This is a genomic window from Paenibacillus kribbensis (genome assembly GCF_001705305.1).
GTDB lineage: Bacteria > Bacillota > Bacilli > Paenibacillales > Paenibacillaceae > Paenibacillus > Paenibacillus kribbensis_B.
The window spans coordinates 1-13853 of the sequence record NZ_MCBP01000010.1 but is presented as its reverse complement, the minus strand read 5'-3'; the positions used below and the strand labels follow the sequence as shown (position 1 = coordinate 13853).

At 44.3% G+C, this 13853-nt stretch carries 13 protein-coding genes; 11 read left to right on the top strand and 2 right to left on the bottom strand.

Going from position 1 to position 13853, the window contains the following annotated elements:
- The first annotated feature begins 154 nt into the window (after positions 1-154).
- The 5 genes from BAZ21_RS17635 (at position 155) to BAZ21_RS17615 (ending at position 4899) form a co-directional block, all read left to right on the top strand.
- Positions 155-790, top strand: coding sequence for a restriction endonuclease (locus tag BAZ21_RS17635; RefSeq protein ID WP_068503573.1), 636 nt, complete (start codon positions 155-157; stop codon positions 788-790).
- Positions 791-873: 83 nt separating this feature from the next.
- On the top strand, positions 874-2925 hold the full coding sequence (locus BAZ21_RS17630; RefSeq protein ID WP_068503571.1) for a YfaP family protein: 2052 nt from the start codon (positions 874-876) through the stop codon (positions 2923-2925).
- A 130-nt stretch (positions 2926-3055) separates the two neighbouring features.
- Positions 3056-3373, top strand: coding sequence for a hypothetical protein (locus tag BAZ21_RS17625; protein ID WP_068503569.1), 318 nt, complete (start codon positions 3056-3058; stop codon positions 3371-3373).
- A 347-nt stretch (positions 3374-3720) separates the two neighbouring features.
- Positions 3721-4269, top strand: a complete 549-nt coding sequence (locus BAZ21_RS17620) for an RNA 2'-phosphotransferase (RefSeq protein WP_068503567.1) — start codon at positions 3721-3723, stop codon at positions 4267-4269.
- A 327-nt stretch (positions 4270-4596) separates the two neighbouring features.
- On the top strand, positions 4597-4899 hold the full coding sequence (locus BAZ21_RS17615) for a YunC family protein (protein WP_068503565.1): 303 nt from the start codon (positions 4597-4599) through the stop codon (positions 4897-4899).
- A gap of 152 nt (positions 4900-5051) precedes the next feature.
- Here BAZ21_RS17615 and mtnA read toward each other — a convergent pair whose 3' ends face one another.
- The gene (mtnA, locus tag BAZ21_RS17610; RefSeq protein ID WP_068503563.1) at positions 5052-6164 is read right to left on the bottom strand and encodes an S-methyl-5-thioribose-1-phosphate isomerase; all 1113 of its coding nucleotides are present in this window, start codon (positions 6162-6164) and stop codon (positions 5052-5054) included.
- A gap of 5 nt (positions 6165-6169) precedes the next feature.
- Complete coding sequence (gene mtnK / locus BAZ21_RS17605) at positions 6170-7393, bottom strand: S-methyl-5-thioribose kinase (protein WP_068503561.1); 1224 nt, start codon at positions 7391-7393, stop codon at positions 6170-6172.
- A gap of 286 nt (positions 7394-7679) precedes the next feature.
- Here mtnK and BAZ21_RS17600 point away from each other — a divergent pair, with 286 nt between their 5' ends.
- The 6 genes from BAZ21_RS17600 (at position 7680) to sufB (ending at position 13763) form a co-directional block, all read left to right on the top strand.
- On the top strand, positions 7680-8150 hold the full coding sequence (locus tag BAZ21_RS17600; RefSeq protein ID WP_068503924.1) for a Dps family protein: 471 nt from the start codon (positions 7680-7682) through the stop codon (positions 8148-8150).
- A gap of 442 nt (positions 8151-8592) precedes the next feature.
- On the top strand, positions 8593-9375 hold the full coding sequence (gene sufC / locus BAZ21_RS17595; protein WP_007429648.1) for a Fe-S cluster assembly ATPase SufC: 783 nt from the start codon (positions 8593-8595) through the stop codon (positions 9373-9375).
- A gap of 23 nt (positions 9376-9398) precedes the next feature.
- Entirely contained in the window at positions 9399-10703 is a 1305-nt protein-coding gene (sufD, locus tag BAZ21_RS17590) for a Fe-S cluster assembly protein SufD (protein ID WP_068503559.1), read from the top strand.
- On the top strand, positions 10700-11923 hold the full coding sequence (locus BAZ21_RS17585) for a cysteine desulfurase (RefSeq protein WP_068503556.1): 1224 nt from the start codon (positions 10700-10702) through the stop codon (positions 11921-11923). The genes sufD and BAZ21_RS17585 overlap by 4 nt, the downstream gene beginning before the upstream one ends.
- Entirely contained in the window at positions 11913-12335 is a 423-nt protein-coding gene (sufU, locus tag BAZ21_RS17580) for a Fe-S cluster assembly sulfur transfer protein SufU (RefSeq protein WP_007429651.1), read from the top strand. Before BAZ21_RS17585 ends, sufU begins: the two co-directional genes overlap by 11 nt.
- Positions 12336-12365: 30 nt before the next feature.
- On the top strand, positions 12366-13763 hold the full coding sequence (gene sufB / locus BAZ21_RS17575; RefSeq protein WP_007429652.1) for a Fe-S cluster assembly protein SufB: 1398 nt from the start codon (positions 12366-12368) through the stop codon (positions 13761-13763).
- Positions 13764-13853 lie beyond the last annotated feature (90 nt).

Genomic DNA, 13853 nt, shown 5'->3' with positions numbered 1-13853 from the left:
ATTTAGCCCCTTTGATATGTAACTAAGCGCCTAGTAATAGGCGTTTTTTGTTGATTAATTACTATGTTTATCCAAATCATGTGGGAAATTTCCCTTATATGTTGTATTATAAGCAAGTGTGAAAAGGACTTAGAACAGCTAAGGAGGAGCATTTTTGTCTATATTTGTGATAGTGTGTGTCATTACTGTATTGCTTGCTCTGGTATTACTACGCTTATTTAAAAAGCCTAGAGTTCAAGAGCGCTATAAAGTAACGCAGGATATTGACCCTTACAAAATCGGCATTAACGAAATAGACCGTATGGAAGATGGTAAGGACTTTGAAATGTATTTGTTCAGGCTGTTCCTATGTCTGGGCTATGGTGATGCGTATAAGACACAAGACAGCAGAGATTTTGGAGCAGATTTGGTTTTTACAGATCGTGAGGGATACCGTAATGTCATTCAGGCTAAACGGTATGCAATAAGCAATCCTGTGGGTCTGAGTGCGGTTCAGGAAGTGTATAGCTGCATGAGGTATTATAGAGCAAAGAAGTCCATTGTCATTACTTCTAGTAAATATACAACCTCGTGTGAACAGTTAGCAAGTTTTAATGGAGTGAAGCTGCTGGATCGCAACGATTTAATTAGAATGATTGAGCTATTCAAAGCGCAGCAGCATAGCAAGGTAAAAGATATTATTGAAGCTGAGCCTTACTTGAGTCTGGATTCATGGGACGATTATAGGAATAACAATAAACAAATTAAAAAGGATCGTAAGACTGAAAAACTCATCGCTTCAGGTAACTAGATACTGAAGACTTTTGAAGTAAAATGATGATTTTACAATAATGTTACATAAAAATAATAATACAATTAGGAGCGGGTTTAAAAGTGAACAACAATATCAATTCTATCAAAGACAAATACGACAACAGCAATGATCAATACCCACATTTCAGTGAGGTAATCAAAGAAAGATTTGCAACCTTTAGCAGCAAGCCACTTTTCACAACTGATTCCGATGGAGTATTTGACGCATTTCTTGAGGGTTTACCACATGAAGCAAGACAACATTATACTTGTAAATGTTGTAGAAATTTCGTGAATCGTTTTGGTGGGCTTGTATCTATTTCTGAAGATGGCGAAATCAATTCTGCTTTGTGGGATGAAAGCAACACTCCTGAGTTTTTCGTTAATTCTGTCAATGCAATGAAGCAAATTGTCCTTAAATCTAGAGTTACAGGGGTGTTTGTTTCTAGCGAAAGAAATCTTGGTCAACCACACTCTAATGGATGGGATCATATGTCAGTTACGCTTCCAGCAGAAAAAGTTTATCAATCTAGACTGAAAACTGCTAGTCAGGAACTGGCAGAGAAGAAAGAGGATTTCAGAATTTTGACTGCTGGACTTACGGAATATCCGCCGGAGGCTGTAGAACAAGCTGTGACTCTCTTGGAATCAGAATCTTTGTATCGGTCTGACAAAGTTCTTGGTGTAGCTAAATTTCTTCAAGTTCTTCACGCAAAACATCAAAACATTTGGAACAGTCAAATTCGTGACAACATTACTTGGATGGCTGTTGCAACCGCTCCTTCTGGATTCTGCCATGTGAAAAGCAGCATGATCGGAACCTTGCTTGACGATATTGTTAACGGACTTCCATTTGACTCTATAAGTCGTAGATTTGCGGAAAAAATGAGTCCTTCCAATTATATGAGGGCGCAAGTTGCTCCATCTCAAGGGAACATTGAGCAAGCTGAGAAGATTGTTCAGAAGCTTGGCATTGCTAATTCGCTACAACGAAGATACGCAACGATTGAAGAAGTCCCTGAGACCATTTGGAAGAATAAAGGTTCTTTTGTGAATAAGGGTGATATTAATGCTGGAGGTATATTCGGTAATATTATGCCGAAAGAGAAAACTAATACTGTTTCAAGCAGAGTTGACCTTCCAAGTGCGGTTATGACATGGGATAAATTTCAAAGAACGGTAATGCCATCGGCAGAAAGCATTGAAGTGAAAATCGACAATCCAAATAGATTTATGGCATTGGTTACGGCTTCCGATGATACAGCACCTAACATTCTGCAATGGGATAACGCATTTAGCTGGTATTATCATGGAGGTATTGACGGAGAGATCAAACGTAGGGTTGAGAGTGCAGGTGGTCAATATGAGAACAATGAAATCCGATGCTCACTCATTTGGGAAGGATACACAGATCTTGATTTGCATTGCGTGACCCCTAACGGTGAACATATTTACTACGGAGACAAGCGAAGCAGATGTAATGGTTGGCTGGACATTGATATGAATGGTGGAGGTCATAGAGATTATTCGCCAGTAGAAAATATCAGATGGAGCGAAGGAGAAGCTAGAAATGGAACATATAGATTCTATGTTCATAATTACTGTGAACGAGGAAAAGGAAGCACACCATTCAAGGTAGAGCTTGAAGTCAATGGAAAAATATATTCCTATCATGGCGTTGCTGGCGGTGATGGCTATCAACAAGACGTATTTATATTTAAACATATTAAGAATCAGCATCCAGAAATCGTTAATTCAAATTCATATTCTTCTGATGATGCATGGAATGTTTCAGTTAATAGTTTTGTCAAGGTAAACGGAATTACGAATTCTCCAAATTTGTGGGGCGAAGAGAAAGTTACTCATACAGGCCATCATATCTTCTTCTTGTTGGACGGATGCAAAGACTTGTCGGAGGGTAAAGGCAGAGGATTCTTCGTCGAAACACTGAAACCAGAACTTCGTGAAGTGAGAAAGACGCTTGAAGCGTATACCGCTAACACTCCAATCGAAGGAATTGAAGCAGCGTCAGCTAGTGGTGTGGGTTACTCTAAGGACAGTGAGTGGAATTTGATTGTGAAAGTAACATCAGGCAACTCCACACGACTCATCAAGATTGATCGTTGGGATTAGTATTTAATAATTATCTTGGAAAAGTGGGAATAATAAATCTTCCACTTTTCCAAGGTAAGAATCATAAAAATATATGAAAGCTTGGGAAGAATCAAAATGAATTTTTCTGTCCACGAGGAGGGCGATTGTAATGAAAGAAGGGTTGGCACTAGAATTTCATAAGAACAAATTAATTTTTTTTGGCTTCAAGAAAAATGCTGCTTCTCTTTCTTCCGTACCTGATATTATTCGCAAGGAATTCAAGGATGCGCAAGTGATTAATGAGCACAACAGTAAAGAAAAAGTGATTTACCAGGTATACCTATATGAAAACGACATTGAATTTACCATTCGAATTATCGCTTCGTATTTCAATGATTCCATCACCATTATCGCTGACGAAGTGAATATAACAATCAGAGCTTATCAAGCCTTGCATAAAAAACTTGCAAATGGCTCATTAGCTTAAAGTAGACTAATTGCAAGACTGAAAGGTGTCTAATTCTAACTGAAATATGACTCTTACAAGAGAGGACAAATGCAATAAGTGATCTATATTACTGGAGACATTCACGGGACAATCAGTGTCAACAAGCGTCTCAACACTAGAAACTTCCCCCCAACAGAAAAAAATGAAAAGGACTGACAATGTAATCATCGTTGGAGATTTTGGGTTAATCTGGGACGGTAGCAAGGAAAATCAATACTGGTGTGTGTTTCCTTATTGGGGGATCAGTATTTTATTTCACAAGACGTTATGAATCATGGGATCGGTTACTATAGATAAAACAAATATTACATTAGAAGGAGTATATGATGTTATCACCAAAACAAGAAGAGAGCCTTAGTAAATTTATGAGTAAAATTCTGAGGCACACACCTGAACAATTTGAAATTGATCTGGATCATGAGGGCTATTGTGACATTCAAGACCTGATTAAAGGGATTAGATCAGAGAATAGATGGTCTGATGTCAGTGAGTCGGACATCAAGCAAGTAGTAAAGAATTGTGCAAAGCAAAGGTATGAGATTGTTAATGGGTACATAAGAGCTAATTATGGACACAGCACAGGCAGATTAGATTATAAGGAAGCTACTCCACCAACAATTCTCTATCACGGTACAAATACAAAGGTACTAAATAAAATTTTTACTGAAGGAATTAAACCAATGGGCAGAAAGTATGTACATCTGTCTGAATCCCTTGAGTTTGCAATCTTGGCGGGCAAAAGACGTGGAGAACTAGTTATTCTCGAAGTAGACACAGCAAAGGCATTGGCTAATCAAGTGAAGTTTTATAAAGCAAACAATGGTGTTTGGCTTGCCGACCTTGTACCCCCACAGTACTTAAAGAAGTTTGAATAAAGAGCAAACTTTAATTCTGATGACTACAAAAAATAATTGTTGTTTAATCCAGTTTTATGTTAGTAACGGTAGTAGTTACGATCTGACTGGACAACATGGAGGAATGTGAGAATAAAATGGTCTCAAGTTCAAGATCACAGTAGAACCTAAAAAATTAACTTTGATCAAGAGGTTAGATGGAATGATCCGTCTAGCCTTTTTATTGCCTGTTTTGCTATACATAAATAAGCCTCTAATATTTTACAGGTATCCACGGACGTCCACACCCACCCGTAAATGATGCATAAAATATCCCGGATGAACAAAGAGGAGGTGCATGTAATAACCATGATACACATGGAACCCGTACAAGTGGGTGAGCATACATTTATCGGAGTCGAGGTCAAACTGCCTAAAACAACGATGTTGACGATCTCCAACTCCCGTGGTTACATCATGTGTGGTGCACTGGATGTTGGATTGCTCAATGAGCGGCTGGCGGACCGGAAAATTCTTGCCGCACGAGCTGTGGGGGTAAAAACACTGAAGGAATTGCTGGAAGCGCCGATGGAATCGGTGACGACGGAAGCGGAGCAGCTGGGGGTTAAGCCAGGTATGCCAGGATACGAAGCACTTTTGAAACTAGTCTAAATAAAGTTTAAATAACCATGCCTCACAGTAAAGTAGAAGAGCAAGAAACAAACAAACCGGAGCTTTTTGGCTCCGGTCTTTTCGATGAGAAATCACGTTATCAATAAAGCAATTTTAGCTCTCATACGAGCTGTTTGATCTGCAAGAATAGATTAATCCGCAAACAAAGCGGCCAGACTGTCGTCAAAGGGAGCTTGGACAATCCCTTTTTCGGTAATGATGGCGGTAATGTACTCATGAGGGGTAATGTCGAAAGCCGGGTTGTAGACTTTGATGCCCTGCGGGGCTGTCCTTTTGCCAAAGCTTTCCGTAACCTCCTCCGCAGAACGTTCCTCAATGGGGATATCTGCGCCTGTTGAGGTCTGCAAATCAATTGTAGATAGCGGCGAAGCCACATAAAAAGGGATGCCATGCGCCTTTGCCAGCACAGCCAGGCTATAGGTGCCGATTTTGTTGGCCACATCGCCGTTAGCGGCCACTCGGTCCGTGCCGACAATGACGGCCTGTACCCATCCTTTGGACATCACCATGCCTGCCATATTGTCACAGAGCAGGGTTACGTCAATGCCTGCCTGCTGAAGCTCGAAAGCGGTCAGGCGCGCACCTTGCAACACGGGGCGTGTTTCGTCGGCAAATACTTTCAGGTGGATGCCATTCTCCTGCGCAAGGTACATGGGCGCGAGCGCTGTTCCGTATTTCGCTGTTGCCAATCCGCCAGCATTGCAGTGAGTGAGTACGCCCATTCCGTCCTCGAACAAAGGTAAAGCATGGATGCCGATCTGGCGGCACACTTCCTCATCCTCTGCCTGAATGGCTATCGCTTCACGCTCCAGCCCGGCATTCCAGTCTTCGATCTGACCTCCGCCAGCTGCAGCAACGAGTTCCCCGGCCCGTTTCTTCATGCGATCCAATGCCCAGAACAGGTTCACGGCGGTCGGTCGTGATGTAGCCAAATGCCCGCACACACCGTGTACGTGCTCCAGCCACCCAGCAGCGTCTGTGCCGCCGTAGGCGGAAGCTCCCAGTACAACGCCGTAGGCCGCAGCCATGCCGATGGCAGGCGCACCGCGTACCTTCATCGTATGAATGCCATCCCACACTTCCTCGGCTGTGAACAAATCCAGCATGACAATCGTCTCGGGCAGCAGACGCTGATCCAGCATGGACAAGTGGTCGCCTTTCCACACCAGCGAAGACAGAGCCTGCCCGCTGGATACTGTGGCTTCAGCAGAGGTTACGGGGGTGGATTCTTTCTTTTCATTCATATCCATTAAGCTCCTTTATTTTGGGCAGCCGTTGCTGTCCGAACAATGTCTTCCAGTTCCTGAATCGAATGCAGCTTACGATTGCGCAGAACTAGGGTTTTTCCGATAGATAACGCCAGACGTTCAGCGGCTTCCTTGAGTTCAGGATCGGCAATTGTATCTATATCCGCTACATGCGACAGGCTGATGATACGGCGAATCACTTTGCAGCCTGCAAAGCCAACCGTATCTTGCAGCACTTTTTGGAGATACAAATCCTGATATCCGGTCGTACGTGCCATAGGGTCGGTGACATGCTCGTCCCAAAGCTTGCGGAATCTGCCTTCAAACTGCTCCCACACCTGAATCGCTGTCTGCAAAAGCCAGTCACGGCGTTCCTGTACAGCTGTCTCGCCAGAAATCCAGCCGGGCTGGGCTGCGTAGTTCAATAGCAGATTGGCAATTACCGCTCCGATATCAAAGCCCATCGGTCCGTAGTAGGCAAATTCAGGATCAATGACTTTGGTAGACTCCGCCGTTACAAAAATACTGCCAGTGTGAAGATCGCCGTGCAGCAGCGCTTCTGTCCGTGTCAGAAACTTTTCCCGCAGCAAAGCCACTTCCAGATGAAGAATCTGATCCGTTCGGAGTGCCTCTGCTTCGTCTTCAATATACTCACCGTAGTTGTTATTATCCGAGAATCGATATGGTTCATCCAGAATAAGATCCTCCGTTATTTTACAGAGCTCCGGGTTAATAAAACGTCTAACCAGGTCTTTTTTGACCTGCTGATTCATGCCCAAATCGGAAGTGAAAAAGAGCGTGCGCGCCAGAAATTCTCCGATATGATCGGCAAAATGCGGATAGGTATTTCCTTCTATTAATCCCTTGCGCATGATGGTGTGTGAGCTAAGATCCTCCATCACAGTCAACGCAAGCTCGTCGTCATAGGCCAGTACGGCAGGAACCAATTCAGGGCAAATTTGATGCTCCTGCTGAAGTGCCTCGCGCTCAATGCGAGCACGATCCAGCGACAGCGGCCAGGATTCACCTACAATTTTCACATAGGGAAGTGCCTGCTTGGCAATGATACTCTTGTCAGATTCAGAATCCGTAATATGAAAAACCAGATTCAGGTTACCATCACCGATTTCTTGGCATTCCAGACGGGCTTCCTTGCTGAAAAATCCGGGGATGTTCTTCACGAATTCGATTGCTTCTTCTGTCGTTAAAGGATGATATTGGGACAACGAAGTCACCTCCATAAATTGTGCGCGATAAAATACGAAAAATATTACAATATTAAACCAAGTATTTTGATAGGATAGAAAAAGTATAACGAAAATCGGTGAAGTTTTGTACATTTTTTTTCTTTGGTTTCATCACCGTGGAGAAAGGGTAATGGATAAGCAGACGTCCGGCAGGTGATCATGGCGGATGATCATTGATGCCTACTGGCGTCTCTCCGTCAGCATGACGGTGGATAAAGAGTAGTCGTTCATGAATGTCAATTTAATTAAAAGGAAGGGATTTATGATGACTAAAACAACAAGTAACTCGAAAAATACACAAACGAATTCTGTGCAGGAGCTTTTAAACCGTCAAGTCGCTAACCTGAATGTGTTATATGTGAAAATTCATAACTATCACTGGTATGTGAAAGGCTCCAGTTTCTATACACTGCATGCTAAATTTGAAGAGTTGTACAATGAAATTACATTGAAGATGGACGAGATTGCCGAGCGTCTGCTCGCATTGAAGGGTTCACCTTCCGCAACGCTCAAGGAATACCTGGAGCTGTCCTCAATTCAAGAGGCAACCGGCGATGAAGATGCTCCAAAAATGGTACAAACCTTAATTGAGGACTTTGCAACCGTATGTGAAGAGTTTCAAGAAGGGATTGAGCTGGCAGAAAGCAATTCCGATCAACCTACCGCAGATTTGCTGATCGGCTACAAAGCGGATCTGGAGAAGCATATGTGGATGCTGCGTTCCTATCTGGGCTAATCAGCAGAAAATTCGGCTAAATTGTCGATCGGACAGTTTAATAGCACCCGATACAGACAGGGCTGCATTTTGTAATAAACCCTTTACATTAAAAAACGCTACTGACACCATGCTGTCAGTAGCGTTTTTATGGCTAAAAAGAAATCCTACATCCTCAAGTTGAGCGCAAATATAAGTGTATAATGAATTTGGAGGATGTATTTGGCTATTTGTGTGCTGGGGAGGATGAACATTTTATGAAGAAAGGCGCATAACGCGTGTCTGTTGCTTGCACCATCAAAGATATTTATTATAAAATAACTTGAGAATCATTGAGAATCAGTTTAGAATGATTATAAATAAAATTTTAACTATTGCTTTGTTTGAAATCAGGGGGCTCCCCTGTTTAAATATACTTTCTGATTTCGACACCACACTACAATTTTTGGAGGGTATCCCGAATATGGCTACAAACTTTAAGATTGAAGGTCTCAAAGCGACCATTGAAGGCAAGGAAATTTTGAAAGGTATTAACCTCGAAATGAAGGGCGGAGAAATCCACGCTATCATGGGTCCTAACGGAACAGGTAAAAGTACATTGGCTTCTGCTTTGATGGGTCATCCTAAATATGAAGTTACAGAGGGCAACGTAACTTTGGATGGAGAAGACGTGCTGGACATGGAAGTGGATGAGCGTGCACGCGCGGGATTGTTCCTGGCGATGCAGTATCCGAGTGAAATTGCAGGGGTAACAAATTCCGACTTTTTGCGTAGTGCCATTAATGCACGCCGTGAAGAAGGACAAGAAATTTCTCTGATCAAATTTATTCGTCAAATGGAAAGCAAAATGAAAGAGCTTGAAATGAATCCGGAGTTTGCTCACCGGTATCTGAACGAAGGCTTTTCCGGCGGTGAGAAAAAACGGAATGAAATTCTGCAGATGATGATGATTGACCCGAAAATTGTCATTCTTGACGAAATCGACTCCGGTCTTGATATCGATGCTTTGAGAATTGTGGCTAACGGCGTGAACGCTATGCGTTCTGAAGACCGTGGTTTTCTCGTGATTACTCACTATCAACGTCTGTTGAACTACATTAAGCCTGACTATGTACACGTAATGATGCAAGGACGTATCGTTAAATCTGGAGGCCCTGAGCTGGCTGAACGTCTGGAAGCAGACGGTTACGATTGGATCAAGGAAGAGCTGGGCATCGTTGATGAAACTGTAGGACAAGAGGCGTAAGCCGGAAGCGAGGAGGAAAACTGATGAGTACACAAACAATCCTTCCGGTAGATTCCGAGCAACTGCGTGTTCTGTCTGAACGTAACGGCGAGCCGTCCTGGCTGATCGAAGACAGACAAAAAGCACTTGAGCTTGCAGGCAAACTGGAGCTTCCGGTATTTGAAAAAACTAAAATCGAGCGTTGGAATTTGAACGATTACGGTCAACATAAAAATAGTGAGGCTATTGTATCGCTGGGACAGGTTCCCGCAGCAATTGCTGATCTGGTTAAAGAACAGCAGGAGGGCGGTCTGATCATCCAGCGCAACTCCGGTGCTGTATACGTAAAGCTGAACGAGGAACTGGCAGCTCAAGGTGTCATTTTCACGGATTTACAAACAGCGGTCAAGGAACATGGTGATTTGGTTAAAGCTCACCTGAATACAGTTGTTAAGGCTGAGGAAAATTCATTGTCTGCATTGCATGCAGCACTCTGGAACGGTGGAGTATTTGCTTATGTGCCGAAAAATGTAGAGCTGAACGTTCCGCTTCAGGCTGTTTTCCTGACAGATGATGCGACAGCGACGTTTGCGCCGCATGTGCTGCTCATTGCTGAAAGCCATAGCTCTGTAACCTACGTAGACAATTATGTATCTGCGGATTTGACGACGCCTGTTATTCATAACGGTGCAGTAGAAGTGGTTGCGAATGCAGGAGCCAAAGTTCGTTATGCGACGGTGCACCAGCTTGGAGAGCAAGTAACGGATATTTCTATTCGTCGTGCTACTTTGGGCAATGATGCCGCCATCGAATGGATTGTAGGCGAAATGAACAACGGCAACACAGCCAGCAATACGATGTCTGTCCTCAAAGGCAATGGCTCCAACTCGGATGCCAAGGTCATTGCTGTAGGTTCCGGCTCACAAAAGCTGAACTATACAACACAAGCACAGCATTTTGGTAAAAATTCCGCCAGCCAGATGATTACGCGCGCAGTTATGCGTGAAGAAGCGTCTTCCATTATTAACGGAATTACAAAAATCGAAAAAGGGGCTACGAAAGCAGATGGTCAGCAAACAGAACGTGTTCTGATGCTTAGCCCGAAAGCGCGTGGTGACGCTAACCCGATCCTGTTGATTGATGAAGATGATGTGACGGCAGGTCACGCAGCATCGGTCGGTCAGGTTAACCGTGAGCAAGTGTATTACTTGATGTCCCGCGGGATTAGTCGTGCAGAAGCCGAACGTCTGATTATTTATGGCTTCCTGGCACCTGTCGTATCTGAAATTCCGCTCGAAGGACTTCAACAGCAGCTGCAAAGCCTAGTTGAAAGGAAGTTGGGCCAATGAATACTGCATTGATCCGTGAACAATTCCCGATTTTACATCAGGAGATTAACGGTCATCCGCTGGTTTATTTGGATAATGCGGCCACTTCGCAAAAGCCGTTGGCGGTCATCGAGGCGATCAAGCACTACTACGAATATGACAATTCGAATGTTCACCGCGGTGTGCATACGCTGGGCAGCCGCGCTACGGATGCTTATGAAGGTGCACGTGAGAAGGTAGCCCGTTTTCTGAATGCGAAGCGCAGCCAGGAGATTATTTTCACAAGAGGAACAACAACGGCGCTGAATCTGGTGGCTTCTTCCTATGGCAGGGCTAACTGTCAGGCGGGTGATGAAATTGTGATCACGCCGATGGAACATCACAGTAATCTGATTCCGTGGCAGCAGGTAGCCAAAGCCACAGGCGCGACTTTAAAATATATTCCGCTTCAAGAGGACGGTAGCGTTGATCTTGCTGATGTGGAAAATACCATTACAGAAAACACCAAAATTGTAGCCATTGCGCATGTTTCCAATGTGCTTGGCGTTGTAAATCCTGTTAAAGAGATTGCAGCGATTGCTCATCGCAAAGGCGCGATTATCGTTGTCGATGGTGCACAAAGCGTGCCACATATGAAAGTAGACGTGCAAGATATAGATGCTGACTTTTATGCTTTCTCTGGTCACAAAATGTGTGCTCCTACAGGGATCGGAGCATTGTACGGCAAGAAGGCACTGCTGGAAAATATGGAGCCTATTGAGTTTGGTGGGGAAATGATCGACGATGTGGGATTATATGAATCCACATGGAAGGAGCTGCCTTGGAAATTCGAAGGTGGAACCCCGATTATTGCCGGAGCCGTCGGCTTGGGGGCAGCTATTGATTTTCTGGAAAGCATCGGTCTGGACGCAATCGCACAGCATGAAAACCGCCTGGTCAACTATGCTCTCGGGCGTCTTCGTGAAGTGGATGGCCTGAAAATTTACGGGCCTGCAGAACGTCATGTGGGACTCGTAACATTCAATTTGGATGATGTGCATCCGCATGATGTAGCTACCGTATTGGATAGCAAAGGGGTAGCGGTACGTGCAGGCCATCATTGCTGCCAGCCATTGATGCGCTGGCTGAAAGCCAGTGCAACCGCACGAGCCAGCTTTTACCTTTATAACACGGAAGCAGATGTCGACGCTCTGGTCAGCGCCTTAATCCAAACAAAGGAGTATTTTGGCGATGCAACTTGATGACTTGTACCGACGCGTAATTATGGATCATTATAAAAATCCGCGGAATCGCGGTCGTTTTGAAGATGATGCGGTCACGGTGGATTTGAATAATCCTACGTGCGGTGACCGGATTTCCCTTCAGCTTAAAACGAAAGACGGCGTGGTCGAAGATGCTCGTTTTACAGGCGAAGGCTGCTCGATTAGCATGTCCTCTGCTTCGATGATGACGGAAGCGGTCAAAGGAAAAACGATTGAACAGGCACTGGATATGGCGAGTCGTTTCTCTTCTCTGATGCAAGGGGAAGCCGTGGAATTCGACGATTACGAAGAACTGGAAGCTTTGTCCGGTGTTAACAAGTTCCCGGCTCGCATTAAATGTGCGACACTGGCTTGGAACGCGCTGCGCAAAGGAATCGATGAAGATAAATAATTTAATGAGAACAGAGGAGGTTTGAGAAACATGGCCAAGAAAGCGCCGGAAATGGAAGAGTATAAATATGGCTTTCGTGACGAGCACAAATCCATTTTCCAAACAGGTAAGGGTCTCACTCCGGAAATCGTAAAGGAAATCTCCAAAATTAAAGGTGAACCGGATTGGATGCTGGAATTCCGCCTGAAAGCATTGAAACAGTTTGAAAAAATGCCAATGCCAACCTGGGGCGGGGATATGGATGAGCTGGATTTTGATGATATCCAGTACTATGTAAGACCTTCCGAGAAACAAGGGAAAACGTGGGAAGAGGTTCCTACCGAAATTAAGGAAACCTTTGATAAACTGGGGATTCCTGAAGCGGAGCAAAAGTTTTTGGCTGGTGTATCTGCACAGTATGAATCCGAGGTTGTCTACCACAGCATGCAAAAGGATCTGGAAGAGCAGGGTGTTATTTTCATGGATACCGATACGGCGCTGCGTGAGCATCCTGAAATTCTGAAAGAGTACTTTGCGACCGTTGTACCTCCTGCGGACAATAAGTTTGCAGCACTGAACAGTGCGGTATGGTCAGGCGGAAGCTTTATCTACGTACCCAAAGGTGTAAAATGTGAGGTTCCATTGCAGGCTTACTTCCGCATTAACTCGGAAAACATGGGACAATTTGAGCGTACGCTCATTATTGCCGATGAAGACAGCTTTGTGCATTATGTAGAAGGCTGTACGGCTCCAATTTACAGCACGAACTCGCTGCATAGCGCCGTGGTGGAAATTATTTGTAAGAAGAACGCACGCGTTCGTTACACAACGATCCAGAACTGGGCACCAAACATCTACAACCTGGTAACTAAACGTGCGGTTGCAGAAGAAAATGCAACGATGGAATGGGTCGATGGCAATATCGGTTCCAAGCTGACGATGAAGTATCCAGCCGTTGTACTGAAAGGCCGCGGAGCCAAAGGTATGGTCTTGTCCATCGCAGTTGCAGGCAAAGGCCAGCATCAGGATGCAGGGGCAAAAATGATCCACTTGGCGCCAGATACCACATCGACCATTGTATCCAAGTCGATCAGTAAGCATGGCGGTAAAGTAACGTATCGCGGATTGGCTTCCTTCGGTCGTCAGGCTCAAGGTGCAAAATCGAATATTAAATGTGATACGTTGATTTTGGATAATCAGTCGACCTCCGATACCATTCCTTATAATGAAATCATGAACGACGATATTACGCTGGAGCACGAGGCAACGGTTTCCAAAGTATCAGAAGATCAGCTGTTCTATCTGATGAGCCGTGGTCTGACCGAAGCAGAAGCGACACAAATGATCGTTATGGGCTTTATCGAGCCGTTCACCAAAGAGCTGCCGATGGAGTATGCGGTAGAAATGAATCGTTTGATCAAGTTCGAAATGGAAGGGTCTATTGGTTAAGCCCGTCCTATAAGGGTTTGTTAACCTTGCAAACGAGATTTGCCCCCTTTTTGCCCCCTGGGTTATTTTTGGACGTACTGTTCATAAAGA

Bases quoted from the DNA above. Each gene is read 5' to 3' on its own strand.
- BAZ21_RS17625 (WP_068503569.1), top strand. From the start codon at position 3,056: ATGAAAGAAGGGTTGGCACTAGAATTTCATAAGAACAAATTAATTTTT.
- BAZ21_RS17620 (WP_068503567.1), top strand. From the start codon at position 3,721: ATGTTATCACCAAAACAAGAAGAGAGCCTTAGTAAATTTATGAGTAAA.
- BAZ21_RS17615 (WP_068503565.1), top strand. From the start codon at position 4,597: ATGATACACATGGAACCCGTACAAGTGGGTGAGCATACATTTATCGGA.
- mtnA (WP_068503563.1), bottom strand. From the start codon at position 6,164: ATGAATGAAAAGAAAGAATCCACCCCCGTAACCTCTGCTGAAGCCACA.
- BAZ21_RS17600 (WP_068503924.1), top strand. From the start codon at position 7,680: ATGACTAAAACAACAAGTAACTCGAAAAATACACAAACGAATTCTGTG.
- sufC (WP_007429648.1), top strand. From the start codon at position 8,593: ATGGCTACAAACTTTAAGATTGAAGGTCTCAAAGCGACCATTGAAGGC.
- sufD (WP_068503559.1), top strand. From the start codon at position 9,399: ATGAGTACACAAACAATCCTTCCGGTAGATTCCGAGCAACTGCGTGTT.
- BAZ21_RS17585 (WP_068503556.1), top strand. From the start codon at position 10,700: ATGAATACTGCATTGATCCGTGAACAATTCCCGATTTTACATCAGGAG.
- sufU (WP_007429651.1), top strand. From the start codon at position 11,913: ATGCAACTTGATGACTTGTACCGACGCGTAATTATGGATCATTATAAA.
- sufB (WP_007429652.1), top strand. From the start codon at position 12,366: ATGGCCAAGAAAGCGCCGGAAATGGAAGAGTATAAATATGGCTTTCGT.